Annotated in this window: 19 protein-coding genes; 9 read left to right on the forward strand and 10 right to left on the reverse strand. The window is 70.0% G+C overall.

Translation table 11 applies throughout. The features are described from left to right. Nucleotides 1-56: 56 nt before the first annotated feature. Both EAS64_RS02825 and EAS64_RS02830 read left to right on the forward strand, forming a co-directional pair. The gene (locus tag EAS64_RS02825; RefSeq protein ID WP_145851129.1) at nucleotides 57-482 is read left to right on the forward strand and encodes a PPOX class F420-dependent oxidoreductase; all 426 of its coding nucleotides are present in this window, start codon (nucleotides 57-59) and stop codon (nucleotides 480-482) included. A 4-nt stretch (nucleotides 483-486) separates the two neighbouring features. After that, entirely contained in the window at nucleotides 487-1,470 is a 984-nt protein-coding gene (locus EAS64_RS02830; protein WP_145851130.1) for a zinc-binding dehydrogenase, read from the forward strand. A 3-nt stretch (nucleotides 1,471-1,473) separates the two neighbouring features. Here the strand turns inward: EAS64_RS02830 and EAS64_RS02835 are convergent, their stop codons facing one another. Further along, on the reverse strand, nucleotides 1,474-2,013 hold the full coding sequence (locus tag EAS64_RS02835; RefSeq protein ID WP_187365651.1) for a MarR family winged helix-turn-helix transcriptional regulator: 540 nt from the start codon (nucleotides 2,011-2,013) through the stop codon (nucleotides 1,474-1,476). Nucleotides 2,014-2,077: 64 nt separating this feature from the next. On the opposite strand from EAS64_RS02835, the gene EAS64_RS02840 reads away from it, so the two are divergent. Continuing rightward, complete coding sequence (locus EAS64_RS02840) at nucleotides 2,078-2,824, forward strand: ABC transporter ATP-binding protein (protein ID WP_145851132.1); 747 nt, start codon at nucleotides 2,078-2,080, stop codon at nucleotides 2,822-2,824. Continuing rightward, nucleotides 2,821-3,612 carry an ABC transporter permease gene (locus tag EAS64_RS02845; RefSeq protein WP_145851133.1) on the forward strand — a complete coding sequence of 264 codons (792 nt, stop codon included), beginning with the start codon at nucleotides 2,821-2,823 and terminating at the stop codon, nucleotides 3,610-3,612. Before EAS64_RS02840 ends, EAS64_RS02845 begins: the two co-directional genes overlap by 4 nt. Nucleotides 3,613-3,845: 233 nt before the next feature. Here EAS64_RS02845 and EAS64_RS02850 read toward each other — a convergent pair whose 3' ends face one another. The 9 genes from EAS64_RS02850 to EAS64_RS02890 form a co-directional block, all read right to left on the reverse strand. Then, a complete protein-coding gene (locus EAS64_RS02850) occupies nucleotides 3,846-4,547 on the reverse strand; it encodes a TetR/AcrR family transcriptional regulator (RefSeq protein WP_145851134.1) in 702 nt (233 codons plus the stop codon). A gap of 44 nt (nucleotides 4,548-4,591) precedes the next feature. Beyond that, nucleotides 4,592-6,418 carry an allophanate hydrolase gene (locus tag EAS64_RS02855; protein WP_145851135.1) on the reverse strand — a complete coding sequence of 609 codons (1,827 nt, stop codon included), beginning with the start codon at nucleotides 6,416-6,418 and terminating at the stop codon, nucleotides 4,592-4,594. After that, nucleotides 6,415-10,113 carry an urea carboxylase gene (uca, locus tag EAS64_RS02860; RefSeq protein WP_145851136.1) on the reverse strand — a complete coding sequence of 1,233 codons (3,699 nt, stop codon included), beginning with the start codon at nucleotides 10,111-10,113 and terminating at the stop codon, nucleotides 6,415-6,417. Before uca ends, EAS64_RS02855 begins: the two co-directional genes overlap by 4 nt. Continuing rightward, nucleotides 10,110-10,790: an urea amidolyase associated protein UAAP2 gene (locus EAS64_RS02865; protein WP_145851137.1), complete on the reverse strand. Its 681-nt coding sequence runs from the start codon at nucleotides 10,788-10,790 to the stop codon at nucleotides 10,110-10,112. Before EAS64_RS02865 ends, uca begins: the two co-directional genes overlap by 4 nt. After that, complete coding sequence (locus tag EAS64_RS02870; protein WP_145851138.1) at nucleotides 10,787-11,635, reverse strand: urea amidolyase associated protein UAAP1; 849 nt, start codon at nucleotides 11,633-11,635, stop codon at nucleotides 10,787-10,789. The genes EAS64_RS02865 and EAS64_RS02870 overlap by 4 nt, the downstream gene beginning before the upstream one ends. 3 nt (nucleotides 11,636-11,638) lie before the next feature. Further along, a complete protein-coding gene (locus EAS64_RS02875; RefSeq protein WP_145851139.1) occupies nucleotides 11,639-13,243 on the reverse strand; it encodes an APC family permease in 1,605 nt (534 codons plus the stop codon). A 412-nt stretch (nucleotides 13,244-13,655) separates the two neighbouring features. Further along, complete coding sequence (locus EAS64_RS43235; protein ID WP_187365652.1) at nucleotides 13,656-14,060, reverse strand: hypothetical protein; 405 nt, start codon at nucleotides 14,058-14,060, stop codon at nucleotides 13,656-13,658. Nucleotides 14,061-14,161: 101 nt separating this feature from the next. Further along, entirely contained in the window at nucleotides 14,162-15,046 is an 885-nt protein-coding gene (locus EAS64_RS02885; protein ID WP_145851141.1) for a DUF72 domain-containing protein, read from the reverse strand. A 169-nt stretch (nucleotides 15,047-15,215) separates the two neighbouring features. Further along, nucleotides 15,216-15,509 carry a GYD domain-containing protein gene (locus EAS64_RS02890; protein WP_145851142.1) on the reverse strand — a complete coding sequence of 98 codons (294 nt, stop codon included), beginning with the start codon at nucleotides 15,507-15,509 and terminating at the stop codon, nucleotides 15,216-15,218. 152 nt (nucleotides 15,510-15,661) lie between these two features. On the opposite strand from EAS64_RS02890, the gene EAS64_RS02895 reads away from it, so the two are divergent. The 5 genes from EAS64_RS02895 to EAS64_RS43240 are packed head-to-tail and all read left to right on the forward strand — an operon-like array spanning nucleotide 15,662 to nucleotide 22,679. Further along, the gene (locus EAS64_RS02895) at nucleotides 15,662-17,128 is read left to right on the forward strand and encodes a DUF3375 domain-containing protein (RefSeq protein ID WP_246115496.1); all 1,467 of its coding nucleotides are present in this window, start codon (nucleotides 15,662-15,664) and stop codon (nucleotides 17,126-17,128) included. Beyond that, complete coding sequence (locus EAS64_RS02900; protein ID WP_222848945.1) at nucleotides 17,125-17,703, forward strand: DUF4194 domain-containing protein; 579 nt, start codon at nucleotides 17,125-17,127, stop codon at nucleotides 17,701-17,703. Before EAS64_RS02895 ends, EAS64_RS02900 begins: the two co-directional genes overlap by 4 nt. Beyond that, nucleotides 17,700-21,080: an ATP-binding protein gene (locus EAS64_RS02905; RefSeq protein ID WP_145851143.1), complete on the forward strand. Its 3,381-nt coding sequence runs from the start codon at nucleotides 17,700-17,702 to the stop codon at nucleotides 21,078-21,080. Before EAS64_RS02900 ends, EAS64_RS02905 begins: the two co-directional genes overlap by 4 nt. Nucleotide 21,081: 1 nt before the next feature. Next, a complete protein-coding gene (locus EAS64_RS02910) occupies nucleotides 21,082-22,302 on the forward strand; it encodes a DUF3322 domain-containing protein (RefSeq protein ID WP_145851144.1) in 1,221 nt (406 codons plus the stop codon). A gap of 56 nt (nucleotides 22,303-22,358) precedes the next feature. Further along, nucleotides 22,359-22,679 carry a peptide chain release factor-like protein gene (locus tag EAS64_RS43240; RefSeq protein ID WP_187365653.1) on the forward strand — a complete coding sequence of 107 codons (321 nt, stop codon included), beginning with the start codon at nucleotides 22,359-22,361 and terminating at the stop codon, nucleotides 22,677-22,679. Nucleotides 22,680-22,893 lie beyond the last annotated feature (214 nt).

Below are 22,893 nucleotides of genomic sequence, written 5' to 3' on the forward strand. Positions count from 1 at the left end.
CCGTTGTCTTGCGGCGCGGTTGACTTCAACTTCGCTTTAAGTTTTACGGTCGGAGCATGACTTTTACCGAGGCTGAACAGCGCTTCATGGCGCGGCAGGATCGCGGGCACCTGGCGACCGTCGGCCCTGACGGCGTTCCCCAGGTCAAGCCGCTGGGATTCACCTATAACGGGACGCTCGACACCATCGACATTTCCGGGTGGAACATGGCGGGCAGCGCCAAGTACCGCAACGTGCGCGCCAACCCGCACGTGGCCTTCGTGGTGGACGAGGTGACCGAGCCGACGATGGAGGGGGCGCACTTCCTCGAGATCCGGGGTGAGGCGGAGCACGCTGTCGGGCCGCATGATCCGACCGGGCACCTGTCGACAGAGATCATCCGGATTCATCCGCGCCGGGTGCTCTCGTTCAACGTGGACCCCGACCATCCGGGCTTCGCGGCACGCGATATCGGGCCCGGCGGCGGCAGCGAGGTGGCCTGACGCCATGCGTGCCATTGAGGTGCGGCGCTTCGGCGCGCCTGACGTGCTTGAGATCGCAGATCTTGCCGACCCGACACCGGGGCCGGAGCAGCTGGTGGTCGCGTCCTCGGCAAGCGACGTCTTGTTCGTCGACACGATGATCCGCTCCGGCGCTGGGGCCAGTTACTTCCCGATCAAGCCGCCCTACGTGCCGGGCAACGGCGTCGGCGGGACGGTGGTCGCGGCCGGCGAGTCGGTGGGGCGGGAATGGCTCGGGCGGCGAGTGGCCGCGCACACCGGCGGACCCGGCGGGACAGGCGGGTACGCCGAACTAGCGGTGGCGGACCTTGAGCACGCGATCGTCGTCCCCGACGAGGTTGACCTGCTGGCCGCCACGGCCGTCCTGCATGACGGAACGACAGCGCTGCGCGTCCTGGAGACCACGGCCCCGCAGCCCGGCGAGTGGGTCCTGGTGCTTGGCGCGGCCGGAGGCATGGGGATACTCCTCGTCCAGTTGCTGAGCACCCAAGGCGTGAACGTCGTCGGCGCGGCACGGGGGCAGGCCAAGCAGGACGCCGTGCGACGGGCGGGAGCGCGCGGGGCGGTTGACTACGGGCTGCCGGACTGGGACACCGCAGTGCTCGACACCACTGGCGGCACGCGGCCGGCGGTCGTTCTGGATGGCGTGGGCGGCGCGATAGGTTCGGCAGCCTTCGGCCTCGTCGCGGATGGCGGACGGTTCTCGGCTCACGGCGCGCCGAGCGGTTCCCCGGCCAGCATTGACCAGGATGCGGCACGGCGCCGGCGGGTCCGGGTGGGCACCATCCGCGACCTGCAGTACGGGCCCGGCGACCGATCCCGGCTCATAGGAGAAGTCCTGCGGCAACTGGCTGGGCGGCGGATCTCCCCGCTGATCGGCCAGACCTTCTCCCTCGCCGACGCGGCCAAGGCGCATGAGGCAATCGAGGGACGCCGCACGGTGGCGAAGACGCTGCTGCTGACGGACTGAGCGTCAGGAACGCGGCTTGGCCGGGGGCGGCCCGTCCGCCATGCGGGCCGCCACCACGCCGTCAAGCCGTGCCTGGATAAGCCCGAGGACCGACTGGCATTTCGCCAGGTCGTCGGGGTCGATGCCGGCGAGCAGGTCGTGGGCCAGGCCCTCGTAACCCTCGCGCATCGTGGCCAGCGCCGCCTCCGACGCGGGCGTGATCGAGATGATCGTCGCGCGGCGGTCCTCCGGGTGCGGTGAGCGGGTCACCCAGCCGTCGGCCTCGAGCGCGTCGATGAGGCCGGTTACCGTGCGCGGAGAGATGCCGAGCTGCTGGCTGAGCGCGCGCATCACCACCGGGCCCGACGCCTGCAGCGCCCACAGCACGCGGCCGCGGGCGAAGCCCATGCCGTACTCACGGGCGCCGTGATCCATCAGTTCAGTGAGCTGCGGCGCGAGCCGGAACAGCCGGCCCACGACGCTCACCGCCAGGTCGGCAGAGGAGGGATCGGTGCCCGCGGAGCCGCGGGCAGCCTCGACGTCCGCGGAGGCGGACGCGGACACAGGCCAGGGACTTACTGAGTCAGACATATTGTCCGGCGACCTCACTAACTGCTAGCCTCACGATATGAGCGATGTTACGCCAGCCATCGAGGTCCGCGCTGTTCATAAGGCGTTTGGCCTGGTCCAGGCACTTGACGGAGTGGATCTCACCGTCAGCACAGGCACGCTGACCGCGCTGCTCGGTCCCAATGGCGCTGGGAAGACCACGCTGGTTCGGATCATCGCGACCCTCGCCAGGGCAGACGACGGCCAGGTGCGGGTGTTCGGGTATGACACCGCGAAGCAGGCGGCCCAGGTCCGGGTGCGCATCGGGCTCACCGGGCAGTACGCGGGACTCGACGACGCGCTGAACGGCCAGGACAACCTGATCCTCATCGGCCGCCTGGCCGGACTGGGCCGCGGTGCCGTTCGACGCAGAGCAGCAGAACTCGCGGGTGCGCTTGGGCTGACCGATGCCATCGATCGGATGGTGCGGACCTACTCCGGCGGCATGCGCCGGCGCCTCGACCTCGCCGCCAGCCTGATGCACCGGCCGGAGCTGCTGGTACTCGACGAGCCGACGACCGGCCTCGATCCCGCCAGCCGGCAGCAGCTCTGGGCGATCCTGACCGAGCTCAAGGCGGCAGGCACCACGATGCTGCTCACCACGCAATACCTGGAGGAGGCCGACCGGTTCGCGGACGTCGTGCATGTCCTCGACCACGGCAAAATCATCGCCTCCGGCACCCCGGAGCAGCTCAAGGAGCGGGCGGGCGGCGCGGGCACCTCACTCGACGACGCCTTCCTCGCGTTGACGCGGAGCGTGTCATGACCACCGCCGCCGTGTCCTACCGCCCGGCGCGCGACAGCGCCCTCATCGCCGGCCGCAACCTGCGCGTCCTGCGCAAGAACCCCGGCCGGATGATCTACCCCCTGGTGCAGCCGCTGGTGCTGCTGGTGATGTTCGTGTCCGTGTTCGGCAACCTGGCCGTCACCGCGCACGCCGCCGGCGCCAGCGGAACGTACCGCCAGTTCCTCATCCCCGGCATCATCATCGAGAACGCGGCGCTCACCGCACCGACCACCGGCCTTGCGCTGCTGCGGGACACGAGCAGCGGCCTGGCCGACCGGTTCCGCTCGCTGCCCATGTCCCGCGCGGCGGTGCTCGCCGGGCGGCTCGCCTCCGACGCGGTCGTTTTCGCTGTCCAGGCGGTGCTGTTGCTCGCGGTCGCGGCGCCGCTCGGCTTCCACGTCGCGGGCGAACTGCCGGCCCTGGCCGCCATCGTGGCGGTCACTGTCGCCTTCGCACTCAGCGTCGCCGTCCTTTCCGCCTGGCTCGCGCTGCTGATTAACGACCCAGAGACAGCAGAACGGGTGCTGTTCTTCCCCGCCATCGCCCTGGCTTTCATCAGTTCGGCGTTCGCCCCAGTCGCGGACCTAGCGGGGTGGATGCAGCCGATCGCACGGGCCAACCCGGTCACCGCGGCGGCCGCCGTCATCAGGTCGCTCGCCAGCGGCGGTGCTGTCGGCGTTCCGCTGCTCGAACTCGGCTGCTGGACGGCCGCCCTGATCCTGATCCCCGGCTTTCTCGCCGCCCGCCGCTGGAACGCTCCTCGCTGACCCATGTCGGAGTGGCAACAGGCCCTTGCCTCCTGCCTCTTGCGCTCCCAGCCCGTTCCCCCCGGCACCGCAAGAAATCAGCGCGCGGGTCATCCGCCGAGCGCCCCCGGGACGGCCGGCTGCCGAGGCCGGGTGTGGCAGCTTTGCTTAACCGCCGGTGGGATAAAGGATGCAAAGCGGACGGGAATGTGGTCGCCGGTTAAGCAAAGGTGGGAAAGTGCGGGTATGGCGAGTCAGCCGAGGAGCCTTACCGCGCCGTCGCGGGCGCGGGTCACCTCGGGCTCCGCCAGGCCGATGAGGCGCAGGCAGGACGTGGCGATGTCGTGTGCGTGCGAGTCTCGCAGGTCACCGGACCGGCGCAGGTGGATGACTGACTCGACGACCTGCATGACGAGAGTCGCTATCAGGGCTTCGTCTAGTCTGGCGGCATGGCCGGCGGCGCGGCCGAGCCGCCCGTATGCCGCCTGCAACTGTGACCGCTCCGCGCGGAACGACGCGAACTCCTCCCCCTGGACCTCGGGCATCAGGTAAAGCGTGGCGATGTTGTGCGGGGCGCGGGTCAGGGTTCGCACGTCGGTAAGGGCGAGCGCGTACAGCCCGGCGGCGGGGTCGTCGCGGCAGCGGGACTCCAGCATCGCGGCGACCTGAAGGCTGGGCCGCACGGACTGGGTCAGCAGCTCGAGCAGGATCTCGTCCTTGCCCGTGAAGTGGTAGTAAAGCGACGCCTGCCTGATGCCGACGCGCTCGGCGATCTGCCTGGTTGTAGTCGCGGCGAGGCCCTGGCTGACGAACAGCCCGGCCGCGGCGTCGAGTATCTCCTCGCGCGGCGGCACGCCGGCGTTGCTGGCCGGCCGCAGCCGGGGGCGTCCCGCGCGGCGGCGGTGCTCGGCCGCCTCTGCAAGCTCGCCCGTCGCCGGGCCCCGCGCGTCCGCCACGCCAGCGATTATCGCAGAGCCCCCGTCGTGAGCCGGTACACGTCTCAGGCCGGCCCGCCCCTGCTGTCCCGGCCGAGCCAGGCACGCCAGCTGCCGTACGACGTGATGTCGGTGGCGCCGCGCACCGCCGCGGGCTCGCAGAGGAACCCGAGCACGTCACGGCCATCGTCCAGGGCGACCCTGCCGATCGCCATCGGGGCAGCCAGGCCCGCCATGAAGCGGGCGAAGCCCACCGGGGGCAGCCGCCACAACTCGCCGGCAATCGACGCACCGGCATCACCCGCGCGCTGCGGCCCTGAGTCCGCCGCGGGCGGCTGCCCGATCCGGACGAGGCCGGGCTTGGGCGGCTGCGTATCCAGGGCGTACAGCAGGTAGCAGGGCACGGTGCGGGCCGGTCCCAGGAGCTTGCCGCCCGCCGCGAGCAGCTCATGGTTGAGCGGCTGGCCGCGCAGGTGCGCGCCGACGACAAGCAGGTCAACGTCGGGCTCGTCGTGGCGTTCTCCCGGCTCGGCGGTGGCGGCGATCTCGGCGAGCCGGGCGTCGCTGCCGGCCGGGCCGGTCAGCATGATGCCGAACGGCAGCCCGCTGACTGTCCCCGCTGGCACGGCAAGGGCCGCGAGGTCGAGCAGGTTCGCGAAGTTCGTGTAGGTCCCGAGCTGCGCGTTGACGCCGACCGGGTCGCGCTGCACCTCGGCGATGGTGGGGTGCAGCGTGGTCGTCGGGGTAAGCAGCGCATCGCAGCCGTCAAGGGCGCCTGCGGCTCGCGCGGCGAGCCGGTCGAGGCGCTCCCGGTCCGCGAAGTAGCCGACGGCGTCGTGCTTCGCGGCGTCGAGAATGATCGTCGCGACGACCGGGTCCAGGTCGCCGCCGATCAGTTCGGCATGCTCGCGGACGTGACCGCCGACCGCCGCGTACCGCTCGGCGACGAACGACCCGCCGTACAGCAGGCTCGCGGCCTCAAGCAGGGGCGTGATGTCGACGGTAACGATCTCGGCGCCGCTTGATCGCAAGCGCGCGGCAGCTGACTCGAACGCCTCCGCCCAGCCGTCCGCCAGGCCGGCGAGCTGAGCCGGCAGCGGGACTGCGATGCGGGCCTGGCCGGCGTCCGCCCGGGCGCGGGCGTCTGCGTCTGTGTCGGCACCACCACCAGCACCGGCACCGGCACGGGTAGCGGGGAGCCGCCAGCCGCCGCGCGGTCCGCTGCCGAGCAGTGTCGCCAGCGGGTCCACCCCATCTGGGCCCGCCATCACCGCGACCGCCCGCCTCGCCAGCGGCACCGATCGCGCGAACACGGTCACGCAGTCAAGCGACCGGCACGCGGGCACCACGCCGGTGCAGGGGATGACGCCGCGCGTGGGCTTGACCCCGACGATGCCGTTCAGCGCGGCGGGCACCCGTCCGGAGCCCGCCGTGTCGGTGCCGAGGGCGAAATCGACCAGGCCGAGCGCGACCGCGACCGCCGAACCGGAACTGGAGCCGCCGGAGATCCGCTCCGGGTCCCAGGCGTTGCGGACCGTGCCGTACGGGCTGCGGGTGCCGACAAGCCCGGTGGCGAACTGGTCGAGATTGGTCTTGCCGAGCACGACCGCACCGGCGGCCCGCAGTCGGGCGACTGCCGTGGCGTCCTCGGCGGGCAGGTACTCGTAAGACGGCGCGCCCGCCGTGGTGGGTAGCCCGGCCACGTCGATGTTGTCCTTGACCGCCGCGACCAGGCCGGCCAGCGGCAGCCGCTCGCCGGCGGCAGTCCTGGCGTCAACCGCTTCCGCTTCGGCCAGCGCGTCGGCCGCCGGGCGCAGCGTGATCCAGACTTCTGGCCGGCCGGCCGCCTCGATGGCGTCGTAGGCACCCGCGACTCGCGCGACGGCGCTCATCGCTCTCCCCCGCCAAGCCGGTCCGGGATCAGCGCGAGCAGCACTTGGCCCGCCGTGACCTGGTTCCCTGGAGCGGTGTAGACCTCCGCGACGGTCCCGCCGTGCGGCGCGGTGATGATCGTCTCCATCTTCATGGCCTCCAGAGCCGCGAGCTTGTCGCCCTTCGCTACCCGCATCCCGGGGCGGGCGTCAACCTGCCAGACGCTGGCTATGAACGGCGCGGTTACCGGGGTCGCACCGGCAGGTACCAGCACCGTCTCTTCCGTGCCGCTGGGGTCGGGGCCTGGATCGCTCTCGGCCCTATCGAACTCTCCCGCGGCACGCCACCGCTCCTTCTCCGCGGCGAACGCCGCCGACTGCCTGGCGCGGAACGCCGCGATGGACGCCGCGTCCGCCGTCAGGAACCGCTGGTACGAGCCGTAGTCGAACCAGCCGTCGGTCACCTCGACGTGCCCGCGCCCGGCCTCGGTCTCGGCGCGCAGGTCGAGCAGCTCTTCCGCGCTGACCGGGTACCACTCGATCTGGTCGAAGAAGCGCAGCGCCCACGGCTGCTCGGCGAACAGCCCGGCGCGACGGTACCGGTTCCACACCTGGGTCGTCCGCCCGACGAACTGGTAGCCGCCTGGCCCCTCCATGCCGTAGATGCACAGGTACGCGCCGCCGATGCCGACGGAGTTCTCCGCCGTCCAGGTCCGCGCCGGGTTGTACTTGGTGGTGACCAGCCGGTGCCGCGGGTCGACCGGCGTGGCCACCGGCGCGCCCAGGTACACGTCGCCCAGCCCGAGCACCAAATACCGCGCGGCGAACACGATGTCCCGCACGTCCTGCGGCGTCGCGAGCCCGTTGACCCGCCTGATGAACTCGATGTTCCACGGGGTCCACGGCGCGTCGGAGCGGACGCCGTGCATGTACCGCTCGATGGCGAGCCGGGTCGCCGGGTCGTCCCAGGACAGCGGCAGCCGCACCGTACGGGACGGGACGCGGAGCTCGTTTGTCGGAGGGAGTTCGTACTCTAGGCGTTGCAGAAGCGGGAGCAGGGACCTTGCCGGAAGCCGGGCGGCGTCGGTGTGAATCTGGAGAGAGCGGATGCCCGGGGTGAGGTCGATGATTCCCGGCACGGCCTCGGCGGCCAGCGCCTCCTGCAGGGCGTGCACCCGCATCCGCAGGCCCAGGTCGAGAACGGGATCGCCGTACTCGACGATCACGTTGTCGTCGCCGTCGCGGCGGTAGACCACGGCCGGCGTACCTGACCCCGCTAGCCCGGCCGGCGTGCCCGGCCCGGCCGGCGCGGCGTCGCGCCTGGCCAGGATGCCGTCGTCGCCGTCGCCGCCGGTGCGCGCGAGCACCGGGGTCGCGCGCCGGTCGCGCAGCGACGCCGCGTCCGCCTCGCGCACCGGCACGAAGCGCACGGTGTCGCCCGGGCGCAGCTGTCCCGTCTTCCACAGCTCGCCGCTGGCGATGACCGCCGGGCAGACAAAACCGCCGAGGCTCGGCCCGTCGGGGCCGAGGATGATCGGCGTGTCCCCGGTGAAGTCGAGCGCGCCGACCGCGTAGGGGACGTCGTGGATGTTGGACGGGTGCAGCCCGGCCTCGCCACCGTCCTCGCGTGCCCACGACGGGCGCGGCCCGATGAGCCGGATGCCGGTGCGCGCCGAGTTGTGGTGCACGGTATAGCTGCTTGCGTACAGCTCGTCGATGCCGGCCCTGGTGAAGAACTCGGGTGCCGCGTGCGGTCCCTCGGTAACCCCGATCTCCCAGTCCGCGACGATCGCGGGACGCCGGTGCTGCGGTGTCGGCGCCGGCGTCGCGGCGTGGGAGTCGTCGCCGGCGCGCAGGACGTCGCCTGCCGCCAGCGCACGCCCGGCGTGCCCGCCGAACCTGCCGAGCGTGAACGTCGACGCGCTGCCGAGGTAGGACGGTACGTCGAAGCCGCCGCGCACGGCCAGGTAGCATCGCAGCCCAGGCCCGCCGATCGCGCCGATGGACAGGGTCGCCCCGGCCGGCACGGTGAACGGTTCCCACCAAGGGACTCCCCGGCCGTCGAGCGACGCGGTGGACACCGCACCGCCCAGGCACACGATCGTGTCGTGGGAGAACTTCAGCGCTGGGCCGGTCACGGCGCACTCAAGCGCCGGTGCGCCCTCGGGGTTGCCGACCGCGAGGTTGGCCTCGCGCAGCGACACCTCGTCCATCGGGCCACTCGGCGGCACGCCGACCTGCCAGTACCCGAGGCGCCCCGGCCAGTCCTGCACGGTCGTCATCGCGCCGGGCGCAAGCACCTCGATGCGCGGCTCCGGGTCGGTGACTTCGTTCAGCGTCGAGGTCGAGTGCACGGCGGACCGGAATTCCGGGAGCGCGAGGGCCGCGCGCAGCAGCCCCAGGTTCGTGACGACGCCGTCGACCCGGGTCTCCGCGAGCGCCACGCCGAGGCGGTCAAGCGCCTGCTCGCGGTCGCCAGCCGCCGCGATGACCTTCGCGAGCAGCGGGTCGTAGCTCGGGGAAACCTCAAGGCCCGCCTCGATCCAGGCGTCTACCCGGACGTCCGTGGCTGCCACCGCGTCCGCGGCTGCCAGTAGGTCCGCTGCTCGCGCCGGCCAGGAGACGGAGGTGACTAGCCCCGGGCTCGGGCGGCCGCCGTGATTGGGATCCTCGGCGTAGACACGGGCCTCGACCGCGTGGCCGCGAGGCGCGTGGCGCGCCGCCATGAACTCCGCGACGCCGTCGGGACCCCGGCCTGCCAGCCGCAGCATCTGCTCGACCAGGTCGACCCGGTACACCTCTTCTGTGACCGGGTGCTCCACCTGGAGCCGCGCGTTCACCTCGAGGAACGACGCCTCTTGGCGTTCCGGGTCGTAAACGAACTCGACGGTGCCCGCCGAGCGGTAGCCGACCGAGGCGGCTAGCTCCCGTGCCGCCTCGTGCAGCCGGCGGCGCACCGACGGCGGCAGTCCGGGGGCCGGGGCCTCCTCGATGACCTTCTGGTTGCGGCGCTGCAGTGAGCAGTCCCTGTCGCCGAGCACGACGACCTGACCGGTGCCGTCGCCGAAGACCTGGACCTCCACGTGCCTGGCGTCGCGCACCAGCCGCTCGAGGAAGACGCCGGCCGTGGCGAAGTTCGCGGCGGCGAGCCGCTGCACCCGGGCGAACGCGTCGGCCACCCCGGCCGCGTCGTGACAGGCCAGCATGCCGATGCCGCCACCGCCGCCGGTCGCCTTGACCATGACGGGGTAGCCGATCTCACCGGCCGCGGCGACTGCCTCTTCTATCGAGGCGAGCAGGCCGGTGCCCGCCATCATCGGGACGCCTGCGGCGCGGGCGAGCTCGCGGGCGGTGTGCTTGGCGCCGAATGCCGCCAGGTGCGCGGGCGCGGGGCCGGCGAAGGCGATGCCCGCTTCCTCCACCTGGCGCGCGAAGTCCGCGTTCTCCGACAGGAAGCCGTAGCCGGGATGAATGGCACCGGCGGCAGCGGAGTTGGCGGCGGCGAGGATCCGACAACCGTTCAGATAGGAATCTTGAGGTCTTGACTTTCCGATGAGTACCGCCTCGTCGGCCTCGCGGACGTGCGGCGCGGCGGCGTCGGCCTCCGAGTAGACCGCGACCGTGCGCAGGCCGAGGCGGCGCGCGGTGCGGATGACGCGGCGGGCGATCTCGCCCCTGTTGGCGACGAGGACGCTGTCGAATGCCCAGTCCGTCACACTGGCCCCGCCGTCACGATCATCCGCAGCGGCGTGGGGTTGAAGTCGTTGCACGGGTTGTTCATCTGCGGGCAGTTAGAGACCAAGACGAGGATGTCCATCTCGGCGCGGAACGCCACCCGCTTGCCAGGCCCGGAGATGCCGTCCACGATGCCGAGGGTGCCGTCGGCCTCGACGGGGACGTTCATGAACCAGTTGAGGTTGGACACGATGTCGCGGGCGCCCATGCCGTACCTGGCCGCCTCGGCGAGGAAGTTTTCCCGGCAGCCGTGTTCGGACGCCGTGTGATGGCCGTAGCGGAGGGTGTTGGACTCCTTGCCGCAAGCGCCGCCGATCGTGTCCTGCCGGTCGATCTCGTTGGCGACGACGGTGGCCAGCGGGTTGCCCTCGCTGGACCGCAAGACAGTGCCTGTGCGCACGTAGATGTTGCCCGACCAGGCGATCGTGTCCGGCACGCTGTACCGCTCGGTTGTGTCGCGAGCGTTGTAGAGCAGGCAGTCGGCGGACTGGTTGCCGCCGACGTCGACGATGGTGAGGATGTCGCCGTGCTTTACTTCCGCGGACCAGGGGGCGCGGGGCGGGACGATCTCGTCTAGCACGACTTTCCCGTCGACGAGTGGGCCTGCCAGGTCGAGCACGGTGCCGTCGGCGTAGTTCGCCGGATCGAGGATGTTCACAGTCCCCTCGCGGTCAGGTAGGCGGCGGTGTTGAGGTAGGCGCGGTGGGCCTCGGGTGAGGCATCGTGACGCGAGTCTTGCGCGGTCGTCGGCGTTGATCGCCACGCGTGCACGCGCAGCGGGCCGCAGGTGTACGCAGGGCGCGGGTCGGCCGGGTGCGGGACGTTGGCGATGAGGACGATCAGCGGGAGCTCGGCGAGCAGGTCGACGGCCTTGCCTGGTCCGGCGCTGCCGGTGAACTCCACGCTGCCGTCTTCTTGTACGCGCACGCCCTTGAAGAACGAGACGGACGGCGGGAGGTCGCGTCTCGTCAGGCCGTGCTTGGCCGCCGCCAGGGTGAACAGCTCGCGGCCGGACGGGCTCGGGCCCTGGGGGGCCGAGTCGCCGTACTTCGCCTGGTTGGCGGCGGCCGTGCTCGTACCGCAGAAGGCGTCGTGCTGTTGTGAATCGTCATTGACGATCGTGGCGAGGACGCGGCCGTCGCCCGACAAGAGCGGATGCTTGGTGGTCAGGTACGCCTGCCAGGGGATCTTGACAGTGTCGGCCACGTTGAGCCGCTCCCACGGCTCGAGGGCGTTGTAGAGCAGGACGTGCGCGCACGCCTCGCCGGTGACGTCCGTCAGTCTTATTCGCGTGCCTTTTGCTACGACAAGGTGCGTGTAGTTGCCGCCGGCGACGGTCTCCGCCCAGGTTAGTTTTTCCTTGTCCACACCTTGCGGGGGGTAGGGGGTACTGCTCGCCGGCAGGTACGGCATCGCGTCGGCGGCCCGGCCGCCCTGCGCCCGCGCGTCCGCGCGGGCCAGGGCGACCGTTTCCGTGTCGTGCTCCGAGGCCACGGTCGCCATGCGTCAGGCGCCTTCCGCCGCCGGCTCGGCTGCCATTGCTGGTTCCGCGGCGGAGTGGTGCAGCCAGGCGTGCGGAATGTGCACCTTGCCGCCGCGCAGCCGCAGGTGCACCAGGTAGCCGACCACGAGGGTCAGGGCGATGAACAGCGGTGCGCTCCACTGCAGCCACCAGGTGTGGCCGGTCAGGTCGTAGACGGCCATGCGCGGCCAGGCGAGGTTCACGATCATGAGGACCTGGTAGACGACCGCGACCACGTTGACGGGGATGGCCCACTTGCCGAGGCTGAACAGCCGCTTGCCGTGCTCGTCGGTCCCCTCTTCAATGGCGGCGCTCTTGTCGCCGCGGGCGCCCCGGAACCGGTGCAGCAGCAGCGGCGCGGTGACGCCCAGGTAGCCGAGGTACAGCATGGCGATGCACAGGCTGGACAGCGCCGTGAACACGGCGGTCTGCCCGAGGTTGACGACGAGAACCAGGGCGGCACCGACGCCGACGACGAGCGAGGTGACGATCGGCGTGCCCGTGCGCGGCGAGACCTTGCCGAGGACGGCGTGGAACGGCAGCGCCTTCTGCCTGGCCATCGAGTACATCATCCGCGCCCCTGAGGTCTGGCAGGCCAGCGTGCAGACGATGATCGCGATCACGACGTCGGCCAGGATGATCCGCCCGGCGGTCCCGCCGAAGACCGCCTCGACCACATACGGAAGGCCGACCGTGGCGAGGTTGCCGTCGGTGAGGCTGGGCGCGGCCATCAGCGCGGCGATCAGCAGCAGCGCCCCGCCGACGCCGGACACGATGAGCGCCCGAATGATGGTCCGCGGCGTGATGCGGCGCGGCGCGTGGGTCTCCTCGGACAGTTCGCCCGCGGAGTCGAACCCGACCATCACGTAGGCGGCCATCAGCCCGGAGGCCAGCCAGGCCCAGATGTAGGGCGAGCCGGGAGTCGCGGCCGCGCCGGTGGAGTGCAGCAGCACCGACGGGCCGCGCTTGGTGTGCGTGAACAGTGCGATCACGATCGCGATGACGCCGAGGATCTCCAGCACGACGCCCGCGCTGCTGATGATCGCCATCAGCCTGATGCCGATGATGTTGACCGTGGTCGTGACCGCCAGCAGGATGACGCCGAGCAGCACCGCGTTCTGCGCGCCGGTCGCCGACGTGGGCGAGGAGTCACCGCCCAGGAGCTGGAAGCCGGACCAGATGGACGGCAGCACGGCCTGCAGCGCGATGGCCGCCGCGGCCACGGTGAGGATCTGACCGATGATCATCACCCAGCCGGTGAACCAGCCGAACGTCTGCCCGGCAAGCCGGGACGACCACTGGAAGATCGCGCCGGAGATCGGGAAGCGCGCGGCGAGCGTGGAGAAGTTCAGCGCGACAAGCAGCTGGCCGGCGAACACGACCGGCCACGTCCAGAAGAACGCCGCCCCGCCGAAGCCGTAGCCGAGGAAGAACAGCTGGAAGACGGTGGTGAGGATGGAGACGTAGGAGAACCCGGCGGCGAAGGACGCGAAGCTGCCGACCCTTCGGTGCAGCTCCTGTGAGTATCCGAAGCGTTCTAGGTCGGCGTGCTCGACTGGTTTTGCTGTTGGTTCCGTGGTGGACGTCATGGCTGCCCCTGGATGGCTAGCTGGCCTCAATATCTGTCGAGCGACAGATAATTGGCACCAGGGTCTGCTTGCGCTGATTCGGGGGCTTTTCTGCCGGATGACAGGTATGTGACAAAACGGGCGTTGCGTTACAACCGCGCTCTCGCGGCAGCTCGGGAATGGGCCTGGCGGTAGCCCGCCGCTGCCTGGGCGACGGGGCCAGGGTGGTGATCGCGGGCCGGTCGCCGGCAGGCAACCACGCGCCGGGCGTTGACCTGCCCGTCTCAGCCGCGGCAAGGTCGGGACGCCATTCCTCTACCCGCACGAGCCCAAATCAGGGGCAATCAAGTGCGAAAGAGTTTCGGTGTGAGCGGGGGAGTAAGGAGCACCCGTTCGGGATAATGCATTTCTTATTCCTTGCCCGGCTGAGACCTCACGAATACGAGCAGATGATGGTGATCCTTGTCGTCCGGCTCGGGCGCACCTGGATGGGCCGCGGCAGCGAGCACGGGATCGGGGTGGTGCTCCCATCCTTGTTCGCCTCCGCGACCGACGGCGTTCGCCCCGACACGCTGTAGGTCCCAGCCGCGAGCCGCACGCTGAACGTGCCGGCCGCGCCGATCGTGAAGAGCGTCGCATGCCCGGCGGCGTCCGTGAATGTGACAGTGCCGGATAGCGGGAACACCGGGGTCTGCGGTATCCCGTTCTTGATGACCGCGGGACCGCCTACCCCCTCGAACGTTCCCGCGACAGTCCCGGGCGCCTGCGGTCCCGTGCCGCCGCAGGCCACCGCCACAGTCGACACGCCGACCAGGAGCACGCCTGTCCGCAGCCGCATGGCGTCATCCCTTCGCCCGATTCACCGGTCGAGAATTAGACGAGGAAAGCTCCGTGCCGGTTCCGGGTCTGCGCCGTCACCGCGGACGAGGAGCCTGCCCACTAGGGAGCGCCGATCAGGCGTTGTAGCTCCTGGGCGTTGACATGGGCGTAGTCGCGGTAGCAGTTGTTGAATACCACATGGGTCTCGGCTGCGTCGCCGGCAAGCCGCCGCACCTGGCCGGCCCATTCCTTCAGTTCCTTGTCGCTGTAGCGGTAGCGGAAACGCTGCTGTATGTCGTTGCTTTCCCAGTGGTCCGAGTGACCGTGCAGGCGGACGACGGCCAGGTCGCTGGTGGCGGCGAGCACCGGCGGTATGGAGTTCGGGTAGCCCTGCGGCTCATCGACGCACACGTAAGGGAGGTCATGGGCGGACAGGAAGTCCAGCGTCTCCTTCTGGTTGTCCTCGGTCATCCAGGTGCGGTTGCGGAACTCCACGCAGACCCGCCGCGGCGCGACGCGCTCCGCGCAGCTCACAATGTAAGCCTTGTTCGCGCGCGAGATCGGGAACCAGGGCGGGAACTGCAACAGGATCGCACCGAGCTTGCCCGCCGCGCGCAGCGGCTCGAGCGCCGCGAGGAAGCGCTCCCAGGCCTGTTCGGTCACCTGCTGGTCGACGTCCTTCAGGTAGACCCGCTCCTTGCCCGACTTGCCCGCGGCCTCCCGCAGCTCTTTCGGCAGTGCTCGCACCGCGGTGGGATGCTGGGTGAACAGGCTGAACGCCTTGATGTTGAAGGTGAAGCCGCCAGGAGTCCGCTCCGCCCAGGCTGCCGCGGTCTGCTCGGCGGGCAGCGCGTAGTACGCGGAGTCCACCTCGACAAGCCGGAACTGGCTCGCGTAGTACCTAAGCCGTTTCTCCGGGTTGCCGGCATCGGCGGCCGGATACCAGCCGGAATCGATCAGTGACTTGTCGGTCCACCCCGCCGTGCCTACCCGGATTCCTGCCATGCCCGGTGTCTTTCTCAGTTCTCGCGAGGGAAACCTGATCCTGCGCCGGCACGGCTGCCGCAAGGTCTCCGTTCCTGCGGCAGTCCCGTCACCGCGCCGACGCGGCCGTTACTCTTCCCCGTCAGCCCGAACGGTTGCAGGTGACTGCTTTACCGTCCGCGTCGCCTATCTAGCCTGTCTTCCCGATGATGCTGGTCATCTCGTCGGCGCTGAAGGCCCGCATCGTGTTTGAACGGATGCTGCCGAGAGACCCTACCTGGAGCAGAGCCGCCGTCCCCGTTTCATCGTCGGGGAAGTCCGCAACGGCCACGAGGTCGTACTCGCCGACCGTCCAGAGCAGTTCCCTTACCCTGCCGCCCTTATTTTCGACGAGCTTGGTGAAATCCTCCGCGCGACTCGTCGTGTCCTTGTAGTTCCTGATGCCCTGGTCGGTCCAGTGGATCAAAGATACGTACGTTGGCATGCTCACAACCCCCCGTTGGATGCCTGCGCTGACCACAACATCGTCTACCCGGGTGAGCGGAGGGGTCAAGGCTGGCTGGTGGGCGGAGACGAGAGGTGCCGGACAGCCGAAGGGCAGACGGAATGTCGTGCCTCGCCCCTACGATGAGCCGCATGACAAGGCCCATGGGCTTCGAAGAGATCGCCTGGCTGCGGGGCAACAGCCCGGCGTGGCGGCTGCTGCGCGCGGACAACGCGCCGCTCGTGCTGAGCTTCCTGCACCGGGTCTTCGTCGAGGAGAACGTCCGCTCCATCCCGGCCGCCGAGCTGGCCAGCCGCCTCGATGATGAGCTCTACGCGCGCAACGAGCGGGCGCCGCACAGCTTCCCCAAGCCCGCCAGGGCATACCTAGACGACTGGGCCGCGCCGGAGTCCGGCTGGCTGCGCAAGTACTACCCCGAGGGCAGCGACGAGCCGCACTTCGACGCGACCCCGGCGGTGGAACGGGCGCTGCAATGGGTGCGCGGCCTGCAGGAACGCGACTTCGTCGGCACCGAGTCCCGGCTGAACACGGTCTTCGACCTGCTCCGCCAGATCGTCTTCGGCACCGAGGCGGACCCGGCGGCCAAGATCGAGGAGCTGCGGCGCCAGCAGCGCACGCTCGAGGACGAGATCGCCCGCATCGAGGCAGGCGAGGCGACCATGCTCGACCCGAGCGGCGTCCGCGACCGATACCAGCAGTTCGCCGCGACCGCGCGGGAGTTGCTCGCCGACTTCCGCCAGGTGGAGGAGAACTTCCGCAAGCTCGACAGGCAGCTGCGGGAGCGGGTCGCCGGCTGGCAGGGCGGCAAGGGAGAGCTGCTCGACGACATTCTCGGCAGCCGGGAGTCGATCACCGGTTCCGATCAGGGCCGGTCGTTCCAGGCGTTCCATGACTTCCTGCTGTCGCGGTCACGGCAGGAGGAGCTGTCGGACCTGCTTGACCGGGTGCACCGGCTGTCCGGCAACGCCGACAGCGACCCAAGGCTGCGGCACGTGCACCATGACTGGCTGCAGGCCGCCGAGGCCGCCCAGGCGACGGTGCGGCAGCTGTCCGAGCAGCTGAGAAGGTTCCTCGATGACCAGGTGTGGTTCGAGAACCGGCGAGTGATCGACCTGCTGCGAGGCATCGAGGCCCGCGCGCTCAGCCTGCGCGACGAGTCCCGGGTCGATCTCACGATGGAGCTCGACGCCCCGGCGCCGGACGTCAGGCTCCCGATGGAACGGCCGCTGTATACCCCCGTCCGCAAGCCGCGCATCGACAGCGACCCCATCAGGCCCGCGGGCAGCGATGACGAGAGCGATCCCGCTGCCCTATTCGAGCAGGTCTACGTCGATCCAGGCCCGCTGCGCGGCAACGTCCGCGCCGCGCTGCGGCGGGCTCCGCAGGTCGGCCTCGCGGACCTGGTCGGCAGCAGCCCCCTCACCCACGGCGCCGCGGAACTCGTCGCCTACCTGTCGCTGCGCGATGACGCCTTCACGATCGTCTACGACGACGCCAGTTCCGAACAGGTCAGCTGGACAGGCCTCGACGGCAAGCGGAGAACCGCGTCGCTGCCGCGAGTCACCTTCACCCGTTCCGCAATAGAGAGCGCGTCATGACAGAGCCCGACCTGCCGTCCGCCGTCATCCCCCTGATGAAGGGCGTCGTCTACCGTGACACGCACGACCGGGCCTGGAAGCAGCTGCTCCAGCTTCAGCCGCACGTCAGGGACTACGTCGAGGTGCTCGGCCTGCAGGTCGTCATCGACGAGGCCGAGGGGTACGCGTTCCTCCGGCAGCGCCCCGCCGACGAGGCGGAGACCGATCCGCTGCCCAGGCTCATCCCGCGCCGTTCGCTGTCCTTCCATGTCAGCCTGCTGCTCGCACTGCTCAGGAAGAAGCTTGCGGAGTTCGACGCCCAGGGCGGCGACACCCGGCTGATGATGACCCGCGCGCAGATCGTGGAGATGATCCGCGTCTTCCTCCCGGCGACGAGCAACGAGGCGCGCCTGCACGACAAGATAGACGAGCACATCAACAAGGCGGAGCAGCTCGGCTTCCTTCGCCCGGCGAAGAACGGCGACCAGACGTATGAGGTCCGCCGGGTCCTGAAGGCGTTCATCGACGGCCAGTGGCTCGCCGACTTCGACGCGCGGCTGGCTGACTACGCGAGCCTGCTGGAGGGCGACGAATGACGTCCGGTCAACCACTGAGCGGCTTCCGGCTGTCCCGCCTTGAGGTACGCAACTGGGGAACGTTCGACGACCTGGTCTGGACGCTGCGCGCCGACGGCCGCAACACGCTGGTCACCGGCGACATCGGCTCGGGCAAGTCCACGATCGTGGACGCGGTCACCACGCTGCTGCTGCCCGCGAACCGGATCTCCTACAACAAGGCCGCGGGCGCGGAGGCCAAGGAGCGCTCGCTGCGTTCCTACGTTCTCGGCTTCTACAAGTCGGAGCAGAACGAGGCGACCGGCACCACAAGGCCGATCGCGCTGCGCGACGCCACCAAGTTCAGCGTCATCCTCGGCGTGTTCACCAACGAGGGCTACGACGCCGCGGTCACCCTGGCGCAGGTCTTCTGGATGAGGAACGGCGACGTCGGCGGACAGCCCGACCGCTTCTACGTCACCGCCGACACGCCGCTGTCGATCGCCGGTGACTTCCTCGAGTTCGGCGGGGACATGGCGCGGCTGCGCAAGCGGCTCAAGTCGGCCGACGGCGTCCGGCTGCATGACGCCTTCCCCGAGTACGGCAGGGACTTCCGCCGCCGCCTCGGCATCGAGTCCGAACAGGCCATGGAGCTGTTCCACCAGACCGTGTCGATGAAGTCGGTCGGCAACCTGACCGAGTTCGTCCGCGAGCACATGCTCGAACCGTTCAACGCCGCCCAAGCCACCAAGGACATCGTCGCCCACTTCGAGCACCTGACCAGCGCGCACGAGGCCGTGCTGCGCGCCCAGGCGCAGCTCACCGCGCTCACCCCGCTGCTCGCGGACTGCGACACCCACGACAGGCTGGCCGGCGAGATCGCCGCGCTGAGCGCCCAGCGCGAGGCGCTGCGCTACTACTTCGCCGATCACAAGGCTCGCCTTCTCGACGGGTTGCTCACCCAGTTGGATTCGGAACGGGTGCGGCTTACTGTCCACCGCAAGCGACTAGACGAACGGCTGGCCGGCCTTCGGGAGCGGGAGACCAGGCTCAACGTCGACCGCGCCGGCCACGGCGGTAACCAGCTCGGCGACATAGAACGGCAGCTCAGGGAGACCGGCCAGGCGCGTGACGCCCGCATGAGCCGCCATCAGCACTTCTGCGCGCTCCTGGAGCAAGCCGGCCTGGAAGCCGTCGAGACCGCGGCGCACTTCGCCGCCCGTCGCCGGCAGATCGACACGGCCCGCGCGGAGGTGGACGGCGAACTCGCGGACGCGCAGCGCGGCCTCACGGCCGCGGGCGTGGCGAAACAGCAGCTGGACGCCGAGGCGGCGGAGGTGAACGCCGAGCTGCGCAGCCTGCGCGAGCGCAAGAGCAACATCCCCAAGCGCCAGCTTGACCTGCGCGCCCAGCTCTGCCGTGAGCTGCGGCTCGCGGCGGACACGCTGCCGTTCGCCGGCGAGCTGATCGCGGTGCGCCCGCAGGAGTCCGACTGGGAAGGCGCGGCGGAACGGCTGCTGCACTCCTTCGCCCTGTCGGTCCTCGTGCCCGACGAGCACTACCGTGCGGTGTCCGACTGGATCGACGGCAATCACCTGCGCGAGCGCATCGTCTACTACCGGGTACCCGCGGCGGCGCTGGCCGGCCGGGTCTCGCCGCCGGAGCCGGGCCGCGGCACGCTGGCCGCCAAGCTCGAGGTCAAGGACACCGTGTTCGCCGCCTGGCTGGAGCGGGAGCTCGCCGGCCGGGCGGACGCGGAGTGCGTCGAGACGATGGCCGAGTTCCGCAGGACGACCCGGGCGGTCACCAAGGCCGGGCAGATCAAGGGCGGTGTCCGGCACGAGAAGGACGACCGCTACCGGATCGACGACCGCAGCAGGTACGTGCTCGGCTGGAGCAACGAGCGGAAGATCGGAGCGCTGCTCGCCCGGGCCGAGGCGCTCGCCGCCCGGCTCGCCGAGGCCGGCCGCCTGCTGGCCGGGCATGAGACCGCGGTGAAGGCCGCGATCACGCAGGGGCAGGTGCTCGCCGGGCTGGCGCAGACCCGCGACTTCGCCGACATCGACTACCAGTCGGCCGTGAACCGGATCGTCGAGCTCACCAGGGAGCGCGAGCGCCTGGTCGCCGCCTCCACCGAACTGGCCAGGCTGGACGCCGACCTGGAGACCGTGCGGCGGCAGATCAGCGACGCGGACGACGAGCGCTCGAAGGCGGGCGACAAGCTCGGCCGAACCGAGCAGTCCCTGTCCGACGCTTCCGATGAGCTTGACGGCGCCCGGGCGGTCCTCGCCGAACCCGCCGCGGAGGCGGCCGCGGCGCACTTCGGCGCCATCGGAGACCTGCTGGCAGCGGCCGGCCAGCCGCTGCCAGAAAAGCACGGCGCTTGCGACCGCGCCGAGTCGAACGCCGGGCGGGAACTGATGTCACGCGCGGACAAGGTCGGTGACCGCAAGACCCGGCTGGCCAGCAGGATCGCCTCGGCCATGACCAGCTTCCGCAACGCGTACCCGGTCGAGACCGCCGAGCTGGACAGCGCCGTCGAGGCGGCGGGCGGCTACCGCGAGCTGCACAAGCGGCTCGCGGACGACGACCTGCCCCGCTTCCAGGACCAGTTCAAGACGTACCTGAACCAGAACACGATCCGCGAGATCGCCCAGTTCCAGGCCCAGCTGATCCGCCAGTCCGACCTGATCAGGGAGCGGATCGACACGATCAACAGGTCCCTGTACGACGTGGACTACAACGCGGGCCGGTACATCAGGCTAGAACCGCAGCAGACCCCGAACGTCGAGATCAGGGACTTCCGCGCGGACCTGCGGGCCTGCACCGATGACGCGGTGTCCTCCGCCGCCGCCGACGACCAGTACTCCGAGCAGAAGTTCCTCCAGGTAAAGCGGATCATCGAGCGGTTCAAGGGCCGTGAGGGGCTGACCGACGCCGACCAGAAGTGGACGCGGCAGGTCACCGACGTGCGGAACTGGTACACCTTCACGGCCTCCGAGCGCTTCCGCGAGGACGACAGCGAGTACGAGACGTACGCCGACTCGAGCGGCAAGTCCGGCGGGCAGAAGGAGAAGCTCGCGTACACGATCCTCGCGGCTTCCTTCGTCTACCAGTTCAAGCTGGAACGGGACGCACCCAAGTCACGGACCTTCCGTTTCGTGGTCATCGACGAGGCGTTCGGCCGCGGGTCCGACGAGTCGACCAGGTTCGCGCTCGAGCTGTTCGAGCGACTCGGCCTGCAGCTGCTGATCGTGACGCCGCTGCAGAAGATCCACGTGATCGAGCCCCACGTGTCCGCGGTCGGGTTCGTCGACAACCCGACGTCCCGCTACTCCCGGCTGCGGACGCTGACGATCGAGGAGTACCAGGCGGAGCGGATCACCCGCGCCCTCGGCGCGCCGGTCGCGGTGGCCTGAGATGGGGCGGCCCGTCGCGAGCAGGCCGTGGACCCGCCCGGCGGACGTGCGCGAGGCCGTGCGCCGGAAGTGGCCCGAACTGCTGACGGCCTTCATGACCGGCGAGCCGTGGGCGCCGCTCGACGTTCCGCTGCGCGGCCCGGGGCCCGCCGAGATCGGCGAGCGCCTCGCCGACGTTCAGGACTGGGCCGCGCAGTGGCAGCGGGCCGGGCGCGGACCACTGCGCGTGGAGTACAAGAAGATCGGCGGCCGCCTCGTCGGCACCAACCAGATCCCGTCCCGCGCCTGGCTCGACGGCTACGACCAGGCCTGGGAGCTGCTCGGCGCGCGGCGCGAGGTCCGCAAGCTGACCGAACTGGCCGACCAGGCGAAGGCCCAGTGCCCGCGCGTGGTCAGCTGGCTCGAACGCCGCCCGGTACGCGCGCTCGACCTGGCCGACGCCTGGCCGCGCCTGCTCGCCACCGTCCGCTGGATCGACGAATGCGAGCGGCCCGGCATGTACGTCCGCCAGGTCGACGTGCCGGGCGTCGACACGAAGTTCATAGAAAAGAACCGGCGCGTGCTCGCCGAACTGCTCGATCTCCAGCTCGACCCGGCCAGGATCGACCAGGCGGCCCCGGACTTCGAGGGACGCTACGGTTTCGCCCGCAAGCCGGCCTACGTCCGGCTGCGGACGGCGGTCCCGGGTGCCCGCTTTTCCGAGATGGCGGTCCGCGCCGACGAGTTCACCGCCCGGCCGCCGGGCATTACGCGCGCCTACATCGTCGAGAATGAGATCACCTACCTGGCGTTCCCGCTCGCGCCGGATGCCATCGTGCTCTTCGGGGACGGGTATGCGGTCAACGTGCTCGAGAGGCTCGCCTGGCTCGCTGAGCTCGAGCTTGTGTACTGGGGCGACATCGACACGCACGGGTTCGCGATCCTGAACCGGCTGCGCCATCGCTTCCCGGGTGCCCGGTCGATTCTTATGGACCGGGAGACGCTTCTTGCCCACCAAGCCCAGTGGGTTACGGAGTCGACACCGACGAGAGCCGTTCTGGACCTGCTGACGCCGGACGAGCAGGAGCTGTACACCGATCTCGTCGGCGGCACCCTCGGGCCTGCGATCCGGCTGGAGCAGGAGCGGATCAGCTTCGCCGCCGTGGAACATGCCCGGTCCGCCGTATTCTTGTCTTATGTGCATCGTGGAGATCCGCCCCGGCCGAGGCGGTCAGGACGCTGACGAGTTTGCCCGTTCCGCGGGTAGCTGTTCCGGCTCTGCGACGGGATGACCCTTGCGTGCACGTGGAGACCGCGCGCGGAACCGGGCCTGGCGGCCAGCACCGTAATACCCGCGATACGGCTGTGCGCGCCTGGCATGAGGACTATCCGGACATCGTCATCACCCGCAACAGCGGGCGTTCGCAAACAGTCAACGTTGACGATGCCCTCGCCGATCTGGCCGAGCGCATCGCCGAGCTTCACCAGAGCGTCGCGATGGCAGCCGTCAACGCTCAGCGGCGCGCCCAGATGTCTGGGAGCAAGGACGTTTCACGATGCCTCGCGGCTAACCCTGCTCGTTCCGGCCCATCCATCCCATGCGGACGCCGTATCCGGTGATGTCGCCCACGGCCCCCAGGCAACCGTAGGAACGGCTGCCCGAGGCTATCGCCCGGGCGTGCTACGAGTTCATCCGCCATCCGCTGGCTGAACAACCGCGCAGGGTCGGCGCCCCGTTGCGCAGGCCTTTCGCTGACTGTCCATGCCTGCCTGGGTTGACCGCGTTTTGACTGTGAACACTGTTCATGTAAAGTGAACAGTGTAGCTCGGAAGT

The sequence above is a fragment of the Trebonia kvetii genome (genome assembly GCF_007827045.1).
Lineage (GTDB): Bacteria > Actinomycetota > Actinomycetes > Streptosporangiales > Streptosporangiaceae > Trebonia > Trebonia kvetii.

Excerpts from the sequence above, each read along its gene's own strand:
- EAS64_RS02845 (WP_145851133.1), top strand. The coding sequence starts at position 2,821 with ATGACCACCGCCGCCGTGTCCTACCGCCCGGCGCGCGACAGCGCCCTC.
- EAS64_RS43235 (WP_187365652.1), bottom strand. The coding sequence starts at position 14,060 with ATGCGGCTGCGGACAGGCGTGCTCCTGGTCGGCGTGTCGACTGTGGCG.
- EAS64_RS02825 (WP_145851129.1), top strand. The coding sequence starts at position 57 with ATGACTTTTACCGAGGCTGAACAGCGCTTCATGGCGCGGCAGGATCGC.
- EAS64_RS02840 (WP_145851132.1), top strand. The coding sequence starts at position 2,078 with ATGAGCGATGTTACGCCAGCCATCGAGGTCCGCGCTGTTCATAAGGCG.
- EAS64_RS02870 (WP_145851138.1), bottom strand. The coding sequence starts at position 11,635 with ATGGCGACCGTGGCCTCGGAGCACGACACGGAAACGGTCGCCCTGGCC.
- EAS64_RS02885 (WP_145851141.1), bottom strand. The coding sequence starts at position 15,046 with ATGGCAGGAATCCGGGTAGGCACGGCGGGGTGGACCGACAAGTCACTG.
- EAS64_RS02910 (WP_145851144.1), top strand. The coding sequence starts at position 21,082 with ATGGGGCGGCCCGTCGCGAGCAGGCCGTGGACCCGCCCGGCGGACGTG.
- EAS64_RS02895 (WP_246115496.1), top strand. The coding sequence starts at position 15,662 with ATGACAAGGCCCATGGGCTTCGAAGAGATCGCCTGGCTGCGGGGCAAC.
- EAS64_RS02900 (WP_222848945.1), top strand. The coding sequence starts at position 17,125 with ATGACAGAGCCCGACCTGCCGTCCGCCGTCATCCCCCTGATGAAGGGC.
- EAS64_RS02855 (WP_145851135.1), bottom strand. The coding sequence starts at position 6,418 with ATGAGCGCCGTCGCGCGAGTCGCGGGTGCCTACGACGCCATCGAGGCG.
- EAS64_RS02875 (WP_145851139.1), bottom strand. The coding sequence starts at position 13,243 with ATGACGTCCACCACGGAACCAACAGCAAAACCAGTCGAGCACGCCGAC.
- EAS64_RS02905 (WP_145851143.1), top strand. The coding sequence starts at position 17,700 with ATGACGTCCGGTCAACCACTGAGCGGCTTCCGGCTGTCCCGCCTTGAG.
- EAS64_RS02830 (WP_145851130.1), top strand. The coding sequence starts at position 487 with ATGCGTGCCATTGAGGTGCGGCGCTTCGGCGCGCCTGACGTGCTTGAG.
- EAS64_RS02890 (WP_145851142.1), bottom strand. The coding sequence starts at position 15,509 with ATGCCAACGTACGTATCTTTGATCCACTGGACCGACCAGGGCATCAGG.